Origin of the sequence: Neorhizobium sp. DAR64860/K0K1, assembly GCF_050500205.1 — a bacterium.
In the GTDB taxonomy this organism is placed as follows: Bacteria; Pseudomonadota; Alphaproteobacteria; order Rhizobiales; family Rhizobiaceae; genus Neorhizobium; species Neorhizobium soli.
The window spans coordinates 2487667-2507521 of the sequence record NZ_CP191459.1 but is presented as its reverse complement, the minus strand read 5'-3'; the positions used below and the strand labels follow the sequence as shown (position 1 = coordinate 2507521).

Below are 19855 nucleotides of genomic sequence, written 5' to 3'. Positions count from 1 at the left end.
ACATCTGAGTCACGAGACGGACGGGCAATGAGAGCGAGGCTTAGGCCTTTACCCCGCAGCGCCAACACCAACCTGGGTCTTGCCCAGCGCATTGAACACCGTCTTGACGATGCCGGCGCGGTCGAGGCCGGCTTTGGCGTACATCACGTCGGGGCTTGCCTGTTCCATCCACACATCGGGCAGGACAAGCGAGCGAACCTTCACACCGTGATCGAGCAGGCCTTCGGTGCTGAGGAACTGCAGCACATGGCTGCCGAAGCCGCCGACGGCGCCTTCCTCGATGGTGACAAGCACTTCATGATGGCGGGCAAGCTGGCGGATCAGGTCATGGTCCAAAGGCTTGGCAAACCTGGCATCGGCCACCGTTGTCGACAGACCGGCGGCATCGAGATCTTCCGACGCCAGCAGACAGTCCTTGAGGCGCGTGCCGAACGACAGAAGCGCGACTTTCGAACCCTGCTTGACGACGCGGCCCTTGCCGATCTCGAGGATCTGGCCGCGTTCCGGCAGCTCGATGCCGACGCCTTCGCCGCGCGGATAGCGGAACGAGATCGGGCCTTCGTCATAGGCTGCGGCGGTGCGCACCATATGCTTCAGTTCAGCCTCGTCGCTGGCGGCCATCACGACCATGCCGGGCAGCGTGGCAAGAAAGGTCGTGTCGAACGAACCCGCATGGGTCGGCCCATCAGCGCCGACAAAACCGGCGCGGTCGATTGGAAAACGCACCGGCAGACCCTGGATCGCCACGTCGTGGACAACCTGGTCGTAACCGCGCTGCAGGAAGGTGGAATAGAGCGCGCAGAACGGCTTGAAGCCTTCCGTCGCAAGTCCGGCCGCAAAGGTAACGGCATGCTGTTCGGCAATGCCCACATCGAATGTGCGGTTCGGAAAGGCAAGCTGCAGCTTGTCCAGCCCCGTGCCGTTCGGCATCGCGGCAGTCACGCCGACGATCTTGTCGTCAAAACCGGCTTCCTGAACGAGGGCGTCGCCGAACACGCTGGTATAGGACGGCGCATTTGGCTTGGCCTTGGCCTGCGCGCCGGTGATGACGTCGAACTTGTTGACGCCGTGATACTTGTCGGCCGCAGCTTCGGCGGGCGGATAACCCTTGCCCTTTTGCGTGACGACATGGATCAGAACCGGGCCCTTGGCATTGTCGCGCACATTGCGCAGCACCGGCAGAAGATGCTCGAACGAATGACCGTCGATCGGGCCGATGTGATAGAAACCCATCTCCTCGAACATAGTGCCGCCGGTCACATAACCGCGGGCGTGTTCGACCGCACGGGTGATCGCCCGGTCGATGTTCTTGCCGAGATAGCCGGTCAGCTTCTTGCCCACTTCGCGCATGCCCATATAGGTGCGGCCGGAAGCAAGGCGGGCGAGATAGGCGCTCATGGCGCCGGTCGGCGGGGCGATCGACATGTCGTTGTCGTTGAGGATGACGATCAGCCGCGCGTCGAGCGCACCGGCATTGTTCATCGCCTCATAGGCCATGCCGGCCGACATCGCGCCATCACCGATCACGGCAATCACATTGCGCTTCGAACCGGCGAGATCCGAACCCACTGCCATGCCGAGGCCGGCCGAAATCGAGGTCGAGGAATGGGCTGCACCGAACGGATCGTATTCGCTTTCCGCCCGGCGCGTGAAGCCCGAAAGACCGTCTTCCTGGCGCAGCGTGCGGATGCGGTCGCGGCGACCGGTGAGGATCTTGTGCGGGTAGCACTGGTGGCCCACATCGAAGATCAGCCGATCGTCAGGCGTATTGAACACCTTGTGGATGGCGATCGTCAGTTCCGTGACGCCGAGGCCGGCACCCAGATGTCCGCCGGTCCTGGAGACGGCGTCGATCATCTCGTCACGCAATTCGCGGGCAAGCTTCGGCAGGTCGCGGTCATCGATCTTGCGAAGGTCGGCGGGAAGCTTGACGGTGTCGAGCAGCGGCGTCTCGGGCAGGGGTGTCACGGAGGCTGGCTTTCTCTTCTTTTGTTCTCAAAAGCAACTATCACCCCAACATGAGGATGAAACCGGCTTTTTCAAGTTGTCCACGGAGACAACCTTGCCGCGGTTTTAATCGATTTCAGCTGACGGGCAAGGGGAGGGACTCGGGGAAGGGAGGTTGTCGCCAACGGCACGAACTCCTGGTCGTCATCAGGTACGATGTCGGAGGACCAAGGCATGATCAGCGTTTCAACCGCATCGCAGGCAGATGCATCATCCGGATGGGATCGATGCCCGGGAAGAATGATGTCGGCCTTCCTACAGCGTTTCCTGATCTTCAGGGTAGCGCGCGAGGAAGGTTTCGAGTTCGAAAAGGAGGGGCGGGAGGTGCCGTGTGACAATTGCCCAAGTGGTTTCATCAAGAATATCATCGTATTCATGCCGGAGCATGTTTCCAAAACCCCTGATGGCGCCCCAGTTGTGGCTTGGAAAGATTTCTTCTGCCGTCGAGCCAAGCTTGAAAGAGGCTTCGGAAATTCGTGCTAGACATCGCTCAGACGCATCCCGTGTAATCTTGCTGACAGAGTACGCGTCGAAATCCATACCGTGTGTATATTCGAGAATGGATTGACCGTTCTCGACAATGTCTCGGAAACGGATCAGAGGACGCTTAGTAGGCAATCGCCCTATCCCTCTCCACGCTCCGGCTGAAACGTTTCCGGCGCAACGGTTCGGGAACTATGTCAACGCTCCTTACACCAGTAATGCCAACGATCAGGGCACGTAGCTCTTCGACGGCCGTAAAATACCCCCAGCCAGACTGTATGACCGGCTCTGAAAACGTCACCAGAACATCAAGATCTGACTCGTCCGTCGCCTCGCCACGCGCTACCGAGCCAAATATCGACATCTGCTCCGCGCCTGCGGCGCGCAGTTCGGCCTCGTGCTCCCGAAGCTTGGCGATGACCTGGTCCTTGTCCATGGGGAGACTATAGCGCAGGTCGGGATTTCAGTCGAGATGCAACTCAGGGCTTCATGCGAGTGAAGGCCTCACTCGCCGTCGAGCGGCTCCACGCCCTGCGGCTTGCCGCTGCGGTCGAGGCGGATCTTTTCGATCCGGCTTTCGGCAGCGTTGAGCAGCTTTTCGCAATGCTTCTTCAGCGCTTCGCCGCGCTCGTAGATGGCGATGGATTCGTCAAGCGCCACGTCGCCGCGTTCCAACCGCGCGACGATGCTTTCCAGCTCGGCGACGGCCTTTTCGAAGGAATAACCGGTGACGTCGATCGGAGCGTTCGGCTCGCCTGGGGCTTCGGTCATGTCCTTCATCCTCTCATCAGTCTGCAGATATGCAGGCCGGCCGATTCCGCCAGCCCTTCCAGATCATAGCCACCCTCGAGCAGGCTGACGACCCGGTTGCCGGCGTATTTCCCCGCAATTTCCATCAACCGGCCGGTCGCCCAGTCGAAATCGTCGCCGACCAGATTGATCTGCGCCAGCGGATCGCGGTGATGCGCATCGAAGCCTGCCGAGATCAGCACCAGATCCGGCCGGAAGTTTTCGAGCGCCGGCAACACGCGGCTCTTGAAGGCATCGCGAAAATGGTCGCTGCCGTCATTGGCGGAAAGCGGCGCGTTGACGATCGTGTTCTTCGTGCCCGTCTCGTCCCTGGCGCCGGTGCCGGGATAGAGCGGCATCTGGTGCGTGGAGCAAAACAAAACGGACGGATCGTCCCAGAAGATGTCCTGCGTGCCGTTGCCGTGATGCACGTCCCAGTCAACGATCGCGACCCGTTCGACGCCATAGACCTGCTGTGCATGGCGGGCGGCGATGGCGATGTTGTTGAACAGGCAAAAGCCCATCGCCTTGGTCTTTTCCGCGTGATGTCCCGGCGGACGCGAGGCAACGAATGCGTTGTCCACCTTGCCGGTCATCACGTCGTCGACGGCTGCAATCGCGCCGCCGATGCCGGTCAGTGCCGCCTGCAGGCTTTTCGGCCCCACATGCGTATCGGCCTCGATCTGCAGGATCGTGTCTTCCTCGGGGATCTTGCGCATCACCCAGCGCAGGTGTTCTTCCGGATGCGCCAGAAGCACCGTGTCTTCGTTGGCCTGCGGTGCCTGTTTGCGGTCCAGCTTGTCGAAGTTGGGGTGTTCAAGCGCGATGTTGAGCGAACGCAGCCGGTCTGCCCGTTCAGGATGGCCTTCCGGCGTCGCATGCTCGAGAAAAATGGAGTTTTCGTAAAGGCGCGTGGTCATTAGGCGGCCTCGTGAGGTGTGTTGAGCTCGGACATGGCGCAGAACGGCGATGTTTTCAAGCGCATACCCCTTGCTCTTCACCGGATTTGCCGTGAAGTAGGCGCATTAGGCGTTTTTTGGAGTGCGGGCAGGAATGGCGAAGGATATCGGCAAGACCCATGATTTTCGCGTTGCCTATCGCGATGTGGATCTCAACGGCGAAATGTTTCGTGCCGCCTATATCGGCCTTGCGGAACAGGCGGTCACGGAATTCTGGCATCGCCGCAAACCGGCAACGGATGACCCGTTCTTTGCGGTCGGCAAGATCTCCTGCACCTATCACATGCCGCTGAAGCTCGGCGATCTCGTCCATACCCATGTCGGAGTGAGCAAGATCGGCGGCAAGTCCGCAGGCTTTATCGTCCGCTTCACGCGCGGCAGCGATGAGGTGGCCGAAGCCGAAATCGTCTGGTCCGCATGCGATCCGGAAACCCGGACGCCGGCCGCGCTGCCCGAAGACCTGCGCGACTGGCTGTATCAGTTCCTCGACTGACCGCTTACGCGCGCTGCGGCAGCAGCGGATAGCCTGCCATCACGGCCCGACCGGCGAGCGCCGCAATCACAGCCTTCAGGACGTCGCCCGGAATGAAAGCGAGCGAGCCGAGAAACGCTTTGACGAAGCCCATGCCGGTGATCAGCGCCAGATAGGTGATGCCGATCCCGTAAAGCACGATCACGCCGCCCATCAGGGCTGCGATAAAGAAGTTCACGCCCTGCACCAGCCCCGCCTGGTCGCGACCCACCATGATCTGCGACAGATATCCGGTTACCATCGCGGCAAACACCCAGCCGATCAGATAACCGGTCGTCGGCGCCATGAAGACGGCAAGGCCGCCGCGGCCGCCGGACAGAACCGGCAGACCGATCGCTGCAAGCACCAGGACCAGGAGGACCGCGATCGTGCCGCGCTTGGCGCCGAGCACGACGCCGGCCAGCATCACGCCGAGCGATTGCGCCGTGATGGGGACGGGAATGAAACCGAGCATGACCGGCGGCACCAGTCCCAGCACGATGATGATAGCGGCAAACAGGGCGGCCAGAACGAGATCACGAGTAGGCAAATAGCTATTCCTTGACGACTGAATCTGTATCACTTCTGCGCACGGATTGCCCGGGCGTCAATTGCGCTGGCAATCTCGTCGGCATTCTTCAATGTGAGGATGATCAGCGGGACGATGATGGAGAGGGTTCGAGGGCGCAACCCTCGCGCGATATGGGCATCGCGGATGGCCTGGTGACGCAGCAGGATTTCCGGAATGAAGCGCAGCACAAGGCCGATCGACAGGCCGATATCCGCAGCTTTTACAAGCCCGAGCTTTTCAAGCGGCAAAGCCGCAAATGTCACTTCCGTAATAAAATCGCCGGTAGTAGTCGTGGCCGTCACCGCGGACGCAAGAAGCGCCAGCGCCGAGAGCCGGAAAAACACGCTGACGGCCTCGACAGGGCTGTTGAAAACCAGCGTGAACAGCGCAACGGCTGCGATGGTGAGGAAAAGAACCCGCAGCCGCAGCCATGTTTGCCGCCATTCGATTCGCAGCGAACCGAAAAGCAGGCCGCTGGCGACCGCACCGACGCCAAGCACTAACGGCGACTGGATCAGGAACAGAGCAAGGCTTGCGGCAGCCAGCAGCACAAGCTTCGCGCGGGCCGAAAGCCGGTGCAGAAAGCCGCTGCCGTCCACGTAAAGCGTCTTCATGCGGCAAGCTCGCGGTAACGGGCGATGATCTCGGCAGCGTTTCCGTCGCCGGCAAGCCGGCCGTTGTCAAACAACAGAACCCGCTCGAAGCCCGCGATGAGATCGAGGTCGTGGGTCAGCACGATGACGTTTTCGGGGAGCTCGCTGATCGTTCGAGCCACCAGGTTGCGGTTCTTGAGGTCCAGCTGGTTGGTCGGCTCGTCCATGATCAAAATGTCCGGTTCCGTCACCAGAACCGAGGCAAAGGCCGCGAGTTGCAGCTCGCCGCCGGAAAGCTCGTGCGAGCGCCGGTCGGCAAGATGGCCGATGCCGAAGCGCTTGAGGATCGCCGTCGTGCGCGCCTCGATCTCGGCTTTCGAAAGCTTGCGCGGCGTCAGGCCAAGCGCGATGTCTTCCTTCAGGATCGGCAGGATGATCTGGTTCTGCGGGTTCTGGAAGATGAAACCCACTTGGCTGCGGGCGCGGTCGGTGTCTGCCTTCGTATCGAAGCCGTTGACGACGACGCTACCGTTTGCGGGAGAGACGAGCCCGTTGATCATCCGCGCAAACGTCGTCTTGCCGGAGCCGTTGAGGCCGATCACGCCGATACGCCGCTCGGTCAGCCGCACTGTCAGCGGATGCAGCGTGACGCGCCCGTCGAAACGGGCTTCGGCCTTGTCGAAATGGATGTCCAATGCCGGTCCTCGGTTGCTGGAACGGTCTATATCGCGGCGGGAGCAGAGCGGGAAGGCGGAATGAAAAGTGAACATTGCATCCGGTCCACTGTCGCCCTAGTCTCGTTGCCATGGCGATTCTGATCAACAATGCCCGCGCAAGATGGATTTTCATCGAACGGCAGCAGCTTTCTGCACCGCCGACCCGTGCGCTCAACAAGGCCGGTCTTCTGCAACTGATCGATGATCTGGGCTTCGTCCAGGTGGATAGTATCGCCACCGTAGAGCGCGCCCATCACATGATCCTGTTTTCGCGCAACCAGACCTATCGGCGCGAACACCTGACGTCGCTCTTGGAAAAAGACGGCGAGCTGTTCGAACACTGGACCCACGACGCCTCGATCATTCCGGCGCGTCTGTTCCGCTACTGGAAGCACCGCTTCCGCCGCCGCGAACCGATCCTCGCCGAGCGCTGGCGCAAATGGCATGGCGAGAGTTTCGATTCCGCCTTCGAGGACACGTTCCGGCACATTTCGGAAAACGGCGCGATCATGTCGCGCGACATGAAGATGGAGGATCACAAGTCCGGCGGCTGGTGGAACTGGCACCCGAACAAGACGGCGCTCGAATATTACTGGCACACCGGCAAGCTTTCGATTGCAGGCCGGGTGAATTTCCAGAAGATCTACGATCTGACCGAGCGCGTTATTGCCGCCCACCATCACGAACCGGATGTCAGCCACGAGGACTTCATCGATTGGGCCTGCCGCAGCGCGATGGAAAAGCTTGGCTTTGCCACATCGGGAGAACTGGCCGCCTTCTGGGATATCGTCACGCCGGAAGAGGCGAGGGACTGGGTGAAATCCCATCGCGACGAACTCGTCGAAGTCCTGATCGAAGCCGCCGACGGCAGCCGACCGCGCGCCTGCTTTGCCTTTGCAGGCTTTCCCGAGAACCTCGGTGATATCCCAGACCCACCGGCACGGGTGAGGGTGCTGAGCCCCTTCGATCCGCTCCTGCGCAACCGCGACCGGGCGGTGCGGCTGTTCGATTTCTTCTACCGCATAGAGGTCTTCGTGCCCGAGCCGAAGCGGCAATACGGCTATTACGTCTTTCCGCTTCTGGAAGGCGACCGCATGATCGGTCGCATCGACATGAAGGCGGAGCGCAAAACGGGTGTGCTTGATGTCAAGCGGCTGTGGCTGGAAAAGGGTGTTCGGGCATCCGCAGGCAGGCTGGCCAAGCTCGATGCCGAGTTGCAGCGGGTAGGGCGGTTTGCCGGCGTGGACAAGGTCGTCTATCGAGACGGCTGGCGGGACTAGGTCCCGTCAGCCGTTTCATCTCTTGGAAGCGCCTAATCCGGGCGATGCCGGGGGATTAACCCCGCCACCGCAGATACACCGTCGCCAGTGGCGGGATGTCGAGAGCGACGGACGCTGTCTTGCCATGCGCCGACTGGTTTTCGGTCCAGGCTTCGGTCTGGCCGAAATTCGTTCCGCCGTAGATCGCGGCATCGGTATTCAGCACCACTTCCCAGCGCCCTTCGAACGGCACGCCGATCCGGTAGCCGTGCCGCGGCACCGGCGTCATGTTGGAAGCGACGATGATTGCCGACTGCCGATCCTGCGACAGGCGCAGCATCGCGGTAACGGAGTTTTCCGCATCGTCGGACACGGCCCATTCGAAGCCTTCAGGATGGAGATCGCCATACTGAAGCGCCGGCTCGGCCGAATAGAGCGCATTGAGATCGGCGATCAAGCGCTGCATGCCCGCATGATCGGGGCTGTCCAGCAGATCCCAGACAACGGACGCGTCGTGGTTCCACTCGGTCACCTGAGCGACTTCGCCGCCCATGAACATCAGCTTCTTGCCGGGATGGCCCCACATGAAGCCGTAATAGGCACGCAGATTGGCCATCTTCTGCCAGTGGTCGCCCGGCATCTTGCCAAACAGCGAACCCTTGCCGTGCACCACTTCGTCATGGGACAGCGGCAGCATGAAGCGTTCGGAATAGGCATAGACCATGCCGAAGGTCAGGCTTCCGTGCTGGTATTTGCGATAGACCGGATCTTCCTCCATGTAATGGAGCGTGTCGTGCATCCAGCCCATGTTCCACTTGAAGTCGAAGCCCAGTCCACCCTGCTCGACGCTTTCGGTCACACCCGGCCAGGCGGTCGATTCCTCGGCCACCGTGAAGGCATGCGGGCAGCGCTCATGGATGATGCTGTTCAGGTGCTTAAAGAATTCCACGGATTCGAGATTTTCGCGGCCGCCGAATTTGTTGGGGATCCACTCGCCCTGATCGCGGCTGTAGTCGCGGTAGAGCATGGAGGCGACGGCATCGACACGCAGCGCATCGATATGGAAATGGTCAAGCCACTCCAGCGCAGACGCGATAAGAAAACCCTTCACCTCGTTGCGGCCGAGATTGTAGATCAGCGTGTTCCAGTCCTTGTGGAACCCTTCGCGCGGATCGGCATGCTCGTAGAGCGCCGTTCCGTCGAACTGCGCCAGACCCCAGACGTCGGTCGGGAAGTGCGCCGGCACCCAGTCGAGGATGACGCCAATCCCGGCGGCGTGGCAGCGATCGATGAAATAGGCGAAGTCTTCGGGCGTGCCGTAACGGCCGGTCGGCGCAAACAGACCGAGCGGCTGGTAGCCCCATGATCCGCCGAACGGATGCTCCATGATCGGCAGCATCTCGATATGGGTAAAGCCGAGCTTCTTGACGTAGGGCACGAGGCGCTGGCTGAGCTCCACCCAGTCGAGCGTACGGTTGCCTTCCTCGGCAATCCGCACCCAGGAGCCGAGATGCACCTCGTAGACGGACATCGCGCCTTCGCGGGCGCGGTCCTTGGCCTGCGCCGCCATCCAGTCGCCATCGGTCCAGCGGAACGGTTTGGACGAAGCGATGACGGAGGCCGTCGAAGGTGCTGCTTCCGAGGCACGTGCGATCGGGTCGGCCTTCTGCGCCAGCATATTGCCGTGAGCGTCGAGAATTTCGAACTTGTATCGCTCGCCATGGGTCAGTCGAGGAACAAACAGTTCCCAGACGCCGGCCTGCGGCCGAAGCCGCATCGGGTGCCGGCGACCGTCCCAGGCGTTGAAGTCGCCCACGACCGAGAGACGGGTGGCGTTCGGTGCCCAGACGGCAAAACGAACGCCGGAAACCCCATCCACTTCCATCGGGATTGCGCCGAGCGTCCGGCCGAGATCGTAATGGGTGCCCTGGCCGATCAGGTGCAGATCGAGATCGCCCAGCAGTGGCGCAAAGGAATAGGAATCCTCGGTTTCCTGGATCGCTTCCGGCCATTCGATGCGCAGGAAATAGGGCGCAGTCGAATTGGTCACGCCGGCAAACAGACCGCCGGGGTGGATGCTGTCCAGCTCCGCGACGACCTTGGCCGTATCGCGCTCGACGACCTCAACCGAAAGCGCCCCGGGAAGCAGCACCCGCACCACGGTGAGGTCGCCGTACTGATGGCGGCCGAGAATGGAAAAGGGATCGCCATGACGGCCGTCGACGAGGGCCTGGAGGCCCTCCTCAACGGTTCCGATGATGAGGTCCGTGCGCTCGTATCGCATCACTCTGTCTCTCCCTTGGGTGCATCAGGGGTGGAATTGCTGTCGGTGTCGAGAAGTCGCGCCGCGATGGTCGCAAAACCTGCGAGCGGCAGGGGCAGCCACTTCGGCCGGCTGCGCACTTCGTAGGCGATCTCGTAGGCGGCTTTTTCCAGCAGGAAGAGGTCGAGTATTTTCGACCGCTTCTCGTGCGGGATGTTGAGCGAGTCGGACTTTTCCACAGCATCGAAATAGGCCTGCAGGAATGCCGGTTCCGCCTTGTCGATGAAGCGGCTGACGAGCTCCGGATGACGGGCGTCGTCCACTTCGCTGACGACCTCCCGATCGAGATCGGCCGAGGCTGCGAGATAGCTGAGCGACCGCAGGAGGCCAGCCACGTCGCGCAGCGGGTTTGACTTCGCACGACGTTCCTCGAGATCGCGGGCGGGTTCGCCCTCGAAGTCGATGATATAGGCGTCGCCCTCTGCCACCAGGATCTGGCCCAGGTGGAAGTCCCCGTGGGTACGGGTCATCAGCGTCGAAATGGCAAAGCCGGACAGCGTCTCGACAAGGCCGAACAGGTCTTCGCGACGGCTGAGGATCATGCGTGCGTCTTCTGCGGCGCGACCTTCCAGTCCCTCGCTGTTCAGTTCGAGCATGGTCAGGCTCTGGTCGATCTGAGCCGTTACGCCCGCGCGCCATCTCGAGATATCGGCGTCGCCAGCCCAGATCGGGCTGAATGCCTCGTCATCGGTCGGCTGGGCCAGTGCGACATGCAGCTCACCAAGCCGTGTTCCGATGGTGGCCGAAAGATTGACGAGCGGCTTGAAGTGCTCGTCGATCCCTTCGCCCTCGAGCCCGGTCACCACAATCTCGTCGATTGCGCGGCGCAGGTTGCCGAGCATCCAGTTCCAGGCATCGCCCTGATTGCGGATCGCGCGCTGCACGATGATCATCGTGTAGCGGTTGCCCTCCGGCGAGGTGCGGGCGACTTCGCCGAGCAGCTGTCCCGTATTCTGGTAGCCGACATTGGTGAGATAACGCGTCATCTCCACTTCCGGGTGGATACCCGGGAAGATGTGACGGATCAGCTTTACCATGGCGAGATCACCGATGATCAGCGAGCTGTTCGACTGTTCGGCCGAAAGCCAGGTCACAGGCATGTCGTCGTTGAAGTTGAGCTGGTCGAGAGTGTCGGTGCCGACGAATTCAAGGGCGCCTGAAACGCCCGAGATCACGGCCCGTTCGGACAGTCCGCGGATCACGCCGCGCGCCAGCCCTTCCATGGCAAAGCCGTCGGTCAGGAAGCCGACACGGCGACCCTGACGGATGCGCGCAAGCGCCAGCTGCTGGGCAAGCGCCGAAGGCTGGGCTTCATCCCAGGCGATGGCGAGCGGCAGGAGATAGGTATCCAACTTGCCGGCAACATCGACCTCTAGCTCGCCGAGCAGGATGTTGTTGGCAAATGCGATCGGCGTCACGTTGGCAAGCCGCGCCGAATTGAGGATCGAGCCCTTGGAGCCGAACCAGCGGCGTTTCGAGAGGTATGGCGGCAGGATATCCTTGGCAAACATCTTCGACAGCGGCGAGTCTTCGCCGAGCTCCTGCAGGTCACGGCGAACGACCATGGTCACCATGTCCTGCATCTGCTCCGGTGGCTCCTTGCGCCAGACGGGGCCGTCGGAAGTTTCCACCAGCTGGAACCAGAAGAAGCCGTAGGGCGGCAGCGTCAGCAGATAGGTCAGCTGACCGATCGGCGGGAACGGCGACATGCCGGACATCTCGATCGGCACCCAGCCGGCAAACTGCGACAAATCCAGTTCCACCGCCTGCGGCAGGCGTGAAAGGTTGGCGACGCACAGGATCGTCTCACCCTCGTATTCGCGAAGATAGGCAAGGATCTTGCGGTTCCCGGGCGTCAGGAAACGCTGCGTGCCGCGGCCGAATGCGGCATGCTTGTTGCGTAGCGCAAGCATCCGGCGCATCCAGTTCAGCAGCGAATGTGCGTCGGCGCCCTGCGCTTCGACATTCACCGCCTCATAGCCGTACTGAGGATCCATGACCGGCGGCAGCACGAGGCGCGCCGGATCGGCCTTGGAGAAACCGCCATTGCGGTCCGGAGACCACTGCATCGGCGTGCGAACGCCGTCGCGGTCGCCCAGATAGATGTTGTCGCCCATGCCGATCTCGTCACCGTAGTAGATGACGGGAGTTCCGGGCATGGAAAGCAGCAGGCCGTTCATCAGCTCGATCCTGCGGCGGTCGCGCTCCATCAGCGGCGCAAGACGGCGACGAATGCCGAGATTGATGCGGGCGCGCCGGTCGGCGGCGTAGATGTTCCAGAGGTAATCGCGCTCTTCGTCGGTCACCATCTCGAGCGTCAGCTCGTCGTGGTTGCGCAGGAAGATCGCCCACTGGCAATTGTCCGGGATTTCAGGCGTCTGGCGCATGATATCGGTGATCGGGAAGCGGTCTTCCTTGGCGATCGCCATATACATGCGCGGCATCAGCGGAAAGTGGAACGCCATGTTGCACTCGTCGCCATCGCCGAAATATTCGCGCGTATCTTCCGGCCACTGGTTGGCTTCCGCCAGCAGCATCTTGCCGGGATGGGTGCTGTCGAGCGCCGCACGGATCTTCTTCAGGATGTCGTGGGTTTCCGGCAGGTTCTCGTTGATCGTGCCTTCGCGCTCGATCAGGTACGGGATGGCGTCGAGGCGGAAACCGTCGATGCCCGTATCGGCCCAAAACCGCATGACTTCGAACAGCTCTTCCAGAACGGCTGGGTTGTCGAAGTTAAGGTCGGGCTGGTGCGAATAGAAGCGGTGCCAGTAATAGGCGCCGGCAACCGGATCCCACGTCCAGTTGGACTTTTCCGTATCGAGAAAGATGATCCGCGTTTCCGGGAATTTCTGGTCCGTATCCGACCACACGTAGAAATCGCGCTCCGGCGAACCGGGAGGCGCATGACGTGCCCGCTGGAACCACGGATGCTGGTCGGACGTGTGGTTGATGACGAGCTCGATCAGCACACGCAGATTGCGTGCATGGGCAGCAGCCACGAACGCCTTGAATTCGTCCACCGTGCCATAGTCCGGGCTGACGCTGGTATAATCGGCAATATCGTATCCATCGTCACGACGCGGCGACGGAAAGAACGGTAAGAGCCAGATCGTGTTGGCGCCAAGCGAAGCGACGTGATCCAGCTTCTCATGCAGCCCCTGAAAGTCGCCGATACCGTCGCCATTGGCGTCGTAGAACGACTTGATATGCAGCTGATAGATAACTGCATCCTTGTACCATAGTGGATCGTCGTTCATCGCTTGATTCTGGTCCTGGCCCTGGTTTCGGCCGCTCGTGATGTCCATGATGTCTCCTCCCATTCTTGTCTTTAACGGACGCGCCAGATGGAGAATGGCAGGCCGGAGTGAGGGTCGAGGCGGATGCGCTGCACCTTGCCGGTCAATGGAAAGCGATCGCCGCCGATGACATCCTCAAGATCGAGGGTTCCATGATCCGGCAGGCCGAACGACCACAGCGGCAGTTCGATATCCGCTTCCTGCGCATTGTGCGGATCGAGGTTGACGGCGATCAGCAGCACGTTCTCGCGGCCGGCACTGGCCTTTTCGAAGAACATGATGTTGTCGTTCCAGGCGGGCAGGAGCTGCAGACCGAGATGCGAATGCAGCGCCGGGTTCTCGCGGCGGATGCGGTTGAGAAGCGCGATCTCGCCCTTGATGTGACCCGGACGGTCGTAATCCCAGGCACGGATCTCGTACTTCTCGGAGTCCGCATATTCCTTGCGCTTGGCGTCCGGGCGTCCTTCGCAAAGCTCGAAGCCGTTATAGACGCCCCAGAGGCCCGACAGCGTTGCAGCCAGCGCTGCACGGATCAGATAGGCCGGACGCGGTGCGTTCTGCAGGAAATCCGGGTTGATATCGTGCGTGTTGACGAAGAAGTGCGGACGGAAGAATTCCTTCGGCTCTTCAGTGGTGATCTCGCGCATATACTGCTCGAGCTCCCACTTTGCGTTGCGCCAGGTGAAGTAGGTATAGGACTGCGAGAACCCGACCTTGGCGAGGCGGTACATCACCTTCGGCTTGGTAAAGGCTTCCGACAGGAAGGCGACGTCTGGATGGCGCGAGCGGATGTCGGCGATCATCCATCCCCAGAATGGAAACGGCTTCGTATGCGGATTGTCGACGCGGAACAGCTTGACGCCGTTATCGACCCACTTCTGGACGACGTCGCGCAGCTCGATCCAAAGCGAAGGCACCGCGTCCTTGGCGTAGAAATCGACGTTGACGATGTCTTCGTATTTCTTCGGCGGGTTTTCGGCGTAGCGGATCGTGCCGTCAGGCCGCCAATCGAACCAGCCGGGATTGGACTTGAGCCACGGATGGTCGGGCGAGGCCTGGATCGCGAGGTCGAGAGCGAGCTCCAGCCCGTGGTCCTTGGCCGCATCCACCAGCCGGCGGAAATCCTCGAACGTGCCGAGCTCCGGATGGATCGCGTCATGGCCGCCATCTTCCGAGCCGATCGCATACGGGCTACCTGGATCCTCAGGGGCCGGCGTCAGCGTGTTGTTCTTGCCCTTGCGGTTGGTCGAACCGATCGGATGCACCGGCGGGAAGTAGAGGACATCAAAGCCCATCTCCCGGATCGCCGGCAGCCGTGCGATCACGTCGTCGAACGTGCCGTGACGGTTCGCATCGCCGCTCTGGGAGCGAGGGAACACCTGGAACCAGCTGGCAAATGCCGCAGCCGTCCGTTCGGCATCGACCGGGATCGAGGTCGTGCGAACCCGATGCGGGCGGCGGTCGGCTTCCACCATCAGCTCGGCTGTGTCGGCCAGCAGTAGCGTTTCGGTCCGCTTCGGATCGTCCTGCGCCGTCAGCTTGTCGAACAGCACCTTCAGTTCGGTCTTGAGGTCACCCGTGGCATGATCCAGCGCATCCAGCACCAGATTGATGCCTTCCTGGATCTCCAGCCGCAGATCGAGCCGCGCCTCGTGCTTCTTGGTGAATTCGTAGCGGAAGATCTGGAACGGGTTCTTCCAGGCCTCGATTGCAAACTCGTGGCGGCCCATACGCTTCAGCGGAAATTCTGCCGCCCAACGATCGTTGGTGACAAGCGTCATCGGCACTTCGGTCCACTGGTCCTCGTCGGCCGCACGCCACATCACCGACGCCGACAGCGGATCGTGCCCGTCGCCGAACACGTCGGCTTCGACCTTGACCGTCTCGCCGACCACACGCTTCACCACGAAACGGCCGTCGTCCACCGACGGCGTGATCTTCTCGATCGCCAGCCGCGGCGTGGCCGCGGCCTCTGCTGCGGTGGAAACCGGAACAGCTTCGATGATCGGCTGCGAGGCATGGCCTTCGAAAACGCGAAGTTCGCCCGGCTTCAGCATGAGATCGGGCGCAAAAATGTCGGCGTCATTCCCCGGCGCCGTCAGCGGCAGGAAAGGGGAGGCTGCTTCACGCAGCACGTTGAACGGAGCCTTGGTAACCCTGCGCAAATCGCGGTTCAGCATCACGACGCGGATCTTCGACGACGCACGGATATCCTCATGGTCGGTCTGCAAGAGCGCCACAGCCTGAGTCTGGCTGGTGGAAATCAACCTCAGCGGCTGGCGGCCAAACCCGGCCGATGTCTTGTTCGGCGCGGCATTGATGGCTCGGATGTCGCTCGACAGGTCGAACACTCCCTGGTCCTTGAGCCCACGCAGACCCATTCCGTCGCCGGTCAGTGGGTCGAGCGGGATGGATGAGCCGTATTCGAAGCCCATCGGCACCATGAGGCCGCTGGCGAAGGTCGACGCGAGCTTCAGGGCCCGGACCGCTCGGCGCTCCGACACTTCGGTTCCGTCAATGCCATGCGCCATGCGCTTGCCGAACGGGGCTTCCGGAAAGGTGATCTGGTAGCCGAGTTCGCGCTGCACCTCGTATTCGTCGAGGATCCAGCGTTCCTCCATGTTCCACCAGGCAAAGGACGAAAAGCTGCCGTCAAAGCCGACGCCCTTGAGCGCCTTGCGATCTTCAAAACTGGTGCCTGGCGTCCAGGCAAGGAAGACGGTGTCAGAGACGGCACTGCGGGCCGCAGCGATCAGGCCCTTCCAGACGTCGGGCGCGACCTTGCCAATGCCGATGCAGCGGAAGCCGGCGATGCCAAGCCCGGCCAGCCGCGCCAGTCGGCGGCGCCAGTCATCAAGCAGCTGCGTTTCATGAGTGATATCGATCGTGCGGCTGCCGCTTTCCTGCGGCGAACGACGCGGGTCGAATACGACGGCGCTGCCTTGGTTCGAGGCATCGGCGATACGATCGACGGCAATGTCGAGCATCAGCTTGATGCCATGCTCTTTAGCGGCATCTGTCAGTGCCTTCACGCCGTCGTCGATGCTTTCCCCAAGTCCCAGCGCCGGATCAAGCCTGTCCAGGTCTCTGCTGACGAAAATGCTCGTGTCCGCGCCGCGTGCAAACAGCGGCGCACTGAGGACCGTATCGAAGCCGAGATCCTTCGCATGGGCAAAAACCTGGCGCCAATCCTGCAAGCCTTTGAGCATGAGAGGATGCACGTAGTAGATTTGCGGCGGGAGCTTTGACAGCGGGGTGGACGAGGCGAATTGAGGACGCGTGTTCATCTTTATAGCCTTGGGTTGCCGAGCCGTAGAGCGGGTGGCGATCAGCGGGGTAACTGCAAGGCTGCTGTGCTTGTTCCGATAAAATTGTGCCTATCGGATTTTTGCGCACGCATTAGATGTACATGAATGAACCCTAACGGACCCAGTGCCGAAGGAGGGGGCCGTCGCGGCCACGGAGCGGATCGGTCTGCGGCACGGGAAGGCTCGAAATTCGGCTGAGACCTTCAGAATCCGCGGGTCCGGTCTGGAGATCCGCACGCTGTCCTGGCGGATAGGCGCCGACAACCACGAAGTCGCGGCTGGCCTCCAGCCGCATGTGCCCGGTGCCGGCCGGCAACACGATGCAATCGCCGCCATGGACTGAGATTTCGGTGCCATCCGGACCGCCGATCAGCAGCAGGCCGCGACCATTTGCGATGCCGAGGACCTCGTGGGCGCCCGTGTGGTAGTGCTGGTAATCGAATACGCCATCGCGCCAGATGCCCTGCCAGCCGTTTTTCGCAAAAAGGTCTTCGAACAGGTTGGCGGGGTCGCCGACCAGAGGGTCGATGGCAAGGGCGTTGCGGTAGATCAGAGCCGGAAGGTGAGGGTGGTTGGGCACGAAGCCGCTCGGCGGAAACGTCATGCTCTCGACGGTCGTCCTTTCAGCGGAGACGGCGGGATCGAGGGCTGGCGGAACGATGTTCAGGCTTCGGGTCACGGACTTGATCCTTGCACGGTTGCGTCTGTCGGACGTCGCCGGCATTTTCCAGCAACGTCCTGAGACTGAACCCGTGCGCAAATGCGATGTTCCCGCGACAACCTCTATTTCAAAAGGTCAGCACGGAAACACGCTCCGCTCAGTGGCCGTTCAGCAGATCACGGTCTCGGCGATCTGGATGCCGAACCCTTCGAGGCCGACGTAATGACGTTCGCTTCTGGTCAGAAGCTTGATCGAAGACACGCCGAGATCGCGCAGGATCTGGGCGCCGAGGCCGATTTCCAGCCACTCGCTGTCGCGGACCTTGGCCTCCGCGTGCGATTCCTCGCCGAAGCGGACCTTGCGCGACGTCGTGCTGGCACCGACGCCAACCGAACCCTCGCGCAGATAGATGATGACGCCGCGACCCTCGTCGGCGATCTTTGCCATGTAACGGTCCACGGAGCGCGCCGCGCCGAACACATCGCGCGCTACGTCTTCCAGATGAAGGCGGACCGGAATGTCGACGCCGTCCCTGATATCTCCAAACACGATGGCGACGTGCTGCATCGTCTCCCAGGGCAGGGAGTAGGCGTGTGCCTTGGCCTTGCCCTTCGGGGTCTCGATGTCGAACGTGCCGTGCAGCTCGATCAACGTTTCCTTGCGCTGGCGATAGGCGATGAGATCGGCAACGGACACCTGCTTCAGGCCATGGGTGATCGCAAACTCCGTCACCTGAGGACCGCGCGTCACCGTGCCGTCGTCGTTGACGAGTTCGCAGATCACGCCGATCGGCGGCAGGTTGGCGAGCTTGCACAGGTCGACGGCCGCTTCCGTATGGCCGGAGCGCATCAGAACGCCTCCTTCGCGGGCAATCAGCGGGAAGATGTGGCCGGGACGCACGAAGTCGGCCGGGCCGACATTCGGGTTGGCGAGGTTGCGCACCGTCAGCGTCCGGTCGTCGGCCGAGATCCCGGTCGTCGTGCCGTGCTTGAAATCGACCGTCACCGTGAAGGCCGTCGTATGCGCGCTGTCGTTTTCCGCCACCATGGCGTTGAGGTTCAGGCGCTTGGCTTCGCTGCGCGGCATCGGCGTGCAGACGATACCGGATGTGTGGCGCACGATGAAGGCCATCTTTTCCGGCGTGCAATGGACCGCAGCGACGATCAGATCGCCTTCGTTTTCGCGTCCGTCGTCATCGGTAACAACGACGATTTCGCCGGCTTCGAAGGCGCGGATGGCGTCGACGACGCGCTTCTGATCGTAGGGCATGTGATGATTCCTAGCGGGTTTTACCGGTCTGACCCCGGTCACGGAGAAAATGGTCGGCGATCGTGCAGGCCATCATCGCCTCCCCGATCGGCACGGCGCGGATGCCGACGCAAGGATCGTGGCGACCCTTGGTGCGTACATCCACATTGTTGCCATCAGCGTCGATCGACTGGCGCTCGCTCAGGATCGACGAGGTCGGCTTGATGGCGAAGCGGGCAACGATCGGCTGGCCGGTCGAAATGCCCCCGAGGATGCCGCCGGAATGATTGGAGAGGAAGATAGGCTGGCCATCGTTGCCCATCCGCATCTGGTCGGCATTGTCCTCGCCGGAAAGCTCGGCGGCGGCAAAACCATCGCCGATCTCGACGGCCTTCACGGCATTGATCGACATTAGGCCGGAAGCAATTTCCTGGTCGAGCTTGGCATAGATCGGTGCGCCAAGCCCTGCGGGAACGCCCTCCGCCACCACCTCGACGATCGCGCCGATCGACGATCCGGCCTTGCGGATGCCGTCGAGATAGGTTTCCCAGACAGGCACCATCTCAGGGTCGGGGCAGAAGAACGGGTTCTCGTTGACCTGGCCCCAGTCCCAGTTGTCACGGTTGATCTTGTGCTTGCCGATCTGCACCAGCGCCGCGCGCACGGTCATTCCTGGCACGACCTTGCGGGCGATCGCGCCCGCCGCCACACGCGCTGCAGTTTCGCGGGCAGATGAACGACCGCCACCGCGGTAATCGCGGATGCCGTATTTGAGGTCGTAGGCAAAATCCGCATGGCCGGGGCGATAGCTGCGGGCGATCTCGCCGTAGTCCTTGGAGCGCTGGTCGGTATTCTCGATCAGCATGGAGATCGGGGTGCCGGTCGAGATCATCGTCTCGCCGTCGGCATCCATCATCACGCCGGAGAGGATCTTGACGATATCGTCCTCGCGCCTCTGGGTCACGAAACGCGACTGTCCGGGCTTGCGCTTGTCCATCCAGGCCTGGATTTCGGCAAGCGTGAAGCGCAGGCCGGGAGGGCATCCGTCCACGACGCAGCCGAGCGCCGGCCCGTGGCTTTCGCCCCAGGTCGTGACACGGAAAAGATGACCGAAAGTATTGTACGACATTT

At 61.7% G+C, this 19855-nt stretch carries 16 protein-coding genes; 2 read left to right on the top strand and 14 right to left on the bottom strand.

Annotated elements, in window-relative coordinates; all coding sequences use genetic code 11:
• Nucleotides 1-48: 48 nt before the first annotated feature.
• The 5 genes from dxs to ACQY1J_RS16850 all read right to left on the bottom strand — a co-directional run bounded on the left by dxs (nucleotide 49) and on the right by ACQY1J_RS16850 (nucleotide 4199).
• Nucleotides 49-1968, bottom strand: a complete 1920-nt coding sequence (dxs, locus tag ACQY1J_RS16870; protein WP_062453654.1) for a 1-deoxy-D-xylulose-5-phosphate synthase — start codon at nucleotides 1966-1968, stop codon at nucleotides 49-51.
• 294 nt (nucleotides 1969-2262) lie between these two features.
• The gene (locus ACQY1J_RS16865) at nucleotides 2263-2547 is read right to left on the bottom strand and encodes a HepT-like ribonuclease domain-containing protein (RefSeq protein WP_062453653.1); all 285 of its coding nucleotides are present in this window, start codon (nucleotides 2545-2547) and stop codon (nucleotides 2263-2265) included.
• A 67-nt stretch (nucleotides 2548-2614) separates the two neighbouring features.
• Nucleotides 2615-2926 carry a nucleotidyltransferase family protein gene (locus tag ACQY1J_RS16860; RefSeq protein ID WP_062453652.1) on the bottom strand — a complete coding sequence of 104 codons (312 nt, stop codon included), beginning with the start codon at nucleotides 2924-2926 and terminating at the stop codon, nucleotides 2615-2617.
• A 68-nt stretch (nucleotides 2927-2994) separates the two neighbouring features.
• Nucleotides 2995-3261 carry an exodeoxyribonuclease VII small subunit gene (locus tag ACQY1J_RS16855; protein ID WP_062454826.1) on the bottom strand — a complete coding sequence of 89 codons (267 nt, stop codon included), beginning with the start codon at nucleotides 3259-3261 and terminating at the stop codon, nucleotides 2995-2997.
• Nucleotides 3262-3266: 5 nt separating this feature from the next.
• A complete protein-coding gene (locus tag ACQY1J_RS16850; protein ID WP_430250376.1) occupies nucleotides 3267-4199 on the bottom strand; it encodes a histone deacetylase family protein in 933 nt (310 codons plus the stop codon).
• Nucleotides 4200-4332: 133 nt separating this feature from the next.
• Here ACQY1J_RS16850 and ACQY1J_RS16845 point away from each other — a divergent pair, with 133 nt between their 5' ends.
• On the top strand, nucleotides 4333-4731 hold the full coding sequence (locus ACQY1J_RS16845; protein WP_062453650.1) for an acyl-CoA thioesterase: 399 nt from the start codon (nucleotides 4333-4335) through the stop codon (nucleotides 4729-4731).
• Nucleotides 4732-4735: 4 nt separating this feature from the next.
• Here the strand turns inward: ACQY1J_RS16845 and ACQY1J_RS16840 are convergent, their stop codons facing one another.
• Genes ACQY1J_RS16840 through ACQY1J_RS16830 form a run of 3 tightly spaced genes read right to left on the bottom strand, consistent with a single transcriptional unit; the run spans nucleotide 4736 to nucleotide 6608 of the window.
• A complete protein-coding gene (locus ACQY1J_RS16840; protein ID WP_062453649.1) occupies nucleotides 4736-5299 on the bottom strand; it encodes a biotin transporter BioY in 564 nt (187 codons plus the stop codon).
• Between the two features lie 29 nt (nucleotides 5300-5328).
• The gene (locus tag ACQY1J_RS16835) at nucleotides 5329-5934 is read right to left on the bottom strand and encodes a CbiQ family ECF transporter T component (RefSeq protein WP_430250375.1); all 606 of its coding nucleotides are present in this window, start codon (nucleotides 5932-5934) and stop codon (nucleotides 5329-5331) included.
• Complete coding sequence (locus ACQY1J_RS16830) at nucleotides 5931-6608, bottom strand: energy-coupling factor ABC transporter ATP-binding protein (RefSeq protein WP_325261629.1); 678 nt, start codon at nucleotides 6606-6608, stop codon at nucleotides 5931-5933. Before ACQY1J_RS16830 ends, ACQY1J_RS16835 begins: the two co-directional genes overlap by 4 nt.
• A 110-nt stretch (nucleotides 6609-6718) precedes the next feature.
• Here ACQY1J_RS16830 and ACQY1J_RS16825 point away from each other — a divergent pair, with 110 nt between their 5' ends.
• Complete coding sequence (locus tag ACQY1J_RS16825) at nucleotides 6719-7909, top strand: winged helix-turn-helix domain-containing protein (protein ID WP_430250374.1); 1191 nt, start codon at nucleotides 6719-6721, stop codon at nucleotides 7907-7909.
• A gap of 55 nt (nucleotides 7910-7964) precedes the next feature.
• Here ACQY1J_RS16825 and glgB read toward each other — a convergent pair whose 3' ends face one another.
• The 6 genes from glgB to aroC form a co-directional block, all read right to left on the bottom strand.
• Complete coding sequence (gene glgB, locus ACQY1J_RS16820; protein WP_430251979.1) at nucleotides 7965-10172, bottom strand: 1,4-alpha-glucan branching protein GlgB; 2208 nt, start codon at nucleotides 10170-10172, stop codon at nucleotides 7965-7967.
• On the bottom strand, nucleotides 10172-13516 hold the full coding sequence (gene treS, locus ACQY1J_RS16815) for a maltose alpha-D-glucosyltransferase (RefSeq protein WP_082476166.1): 3345 nt from the start codon (nucleotides 13514-13516) through the stop codon (nucleotides 10172-10174). Before treS ends, glgB begins: the two co-directional genes overlap by 1 nt.
• 23 nt (nucleotides 13517-13539) lie before the next feature.
• On the bottom strand, nucleotides 13540-16794 hold the full coding sequence (locus ACQY1J_RS16810) for a maltotransferase domain-containing protein (RefSeq protein WP_430250373.1): 3255 nt from the start codon (nucleotides 16792-16794) through the stop codon (nucleotides 13540-13542).
• Nucleotides 16795-16927: 133 nt separating this feature from the next.
• Nucleotides 16928-17419, bottom strand: coding sequence for a cupin (locus ACQY1J_RS16805; RefSeq protein ID WP_430251977.1), 492 nt, complete (start codon nucleotides 17417-17419; stop codon nucleotides 16928-16930).
• A gap of 225 nt (nucleotides 17420-17644) precedes the next feature.
• Complete coding sequence (ribB, locus tag ACQY1J_RS16800; RefSeq protein ID WP_062453643.1) at nucleotides 17645-18745, bottom strand: 3,4-dihydroxy-2-butanone-4-phosphate synthase; 1101 nt, start codon at nucleotides 18743-18745, stop codon at nucleotides 17645-17647.
• 10 nt (nucleotides 18746-18755) lie between these two features.
• The gene (gene aroC, locus ACQY1J_RS16795) at nucleotides 18756-19853 is read right to left on the bottom strand and encodes a chorismate synthase (RefSeq protein ID WP_184653959.1); all 1098 of its coding nucleotides are present in this window, start codon (nucleotides 19851-19853) and stop codon (nucleotides 18756-18758) included.
• Nucleotides 19854-19855: the final 2 nt, after the last annotated feature.

Excerpts from the sequence above, each read along its gene's own strand:
- ACQY1J_RS16865 (WP_062453653.1), bottom strand. The coding sequence starts at position 2,547 with ATGGATTTCGACGCGTACTCTGTCAGCAAGATTACACGGGATGCGTCT.
- ACQY1J_RS16825 (WP_430250374.1), top strand. The coding sequence starts at position 6,719 with ATGGCGATTCTGATCAACAATGCCCGCGCAAGATGGATTTTCATCGAA.
- ACQY1J_RS16810 (WP_430250373.1), bottom strand. The coding sequence starts at position 16,794 with ATGAACACGCGTCCTCAATTCGCCTCGTCCACCCCGCTGTCAAAGCTC.
- ACQY1J_RS16855 (WP_062454826.1), bottom strand. The coding sequence starts at position 3,261 with ATGACCGAAGCCCCAGGCGAGCCGAACGCTCCGATCGACGTCACCGGT.
- ACQY1J_RS16850 (WP_430250376.1), bottom strand. The coding sequence starts at position 4,199 with ATGACCACGCGCCTTTACGAAAACTCCATTTTTCTCGAGCATGCGACG.
- glgB (WP_430251979.1), bottom strand. The coding sequence starts at position 10,172 with ATGCGATACGAGCGCACGGACCTCATCATCGGAACCGTTGAGGAGGGC.
- treS (WP_082476166.1), bottom strand. The coding sequence starts at position 13,516 with ATGGACATCACGAGCGGCCGAAACCAGGGCCAGGACCAGAATCAAGCG.
- aroC (WP_184653959.1), bottom strand. The coding sequence starts at position 19,853 with ATGTCGTACAATACTTTCGGTCATCTTTTCCGTGTCACGACCTGGGGC.
- ribB (WP_062453643.1), bottom strand. The coding sequence starts at position 18,745 with ATGCCCTACGATCAGAAGCGCGTCGTCGACGCCATCCGCGCCTTCGAA.
- ACQY1J_RS16805 (WP_430251977.1), bottom strand. The coding sequence starts at position 17,419 with ATGACGTTTCCGCCGAGCGGCTTCGTGCCCAACCACCCTCACCTTCCG.
- ACQY1J_RS16845 (WP_062453650.1), top strand. The coding sequence starts at position 4,333 with ATGGCGAAGGATATCGGCAAGACCCATGATTTTCGCGTTGCCTATCGC.
- ACQY1J_RS16835 (WP_430250375.1), bottom strand. The coding sequence starts at position 5,934 with ATGAAGACGCTTTACGTGGACGGCAGCGGCTTTCTGCACCGGCTTTCG.
- ACQY1J_RS16860 (WP_062453652.1), bottom strand. The coding sequence starts at position 2,926 with ATGGACAAGGACCAGGTCATCGCCAAGCTTCGGGAGCACGAGGCCGAA.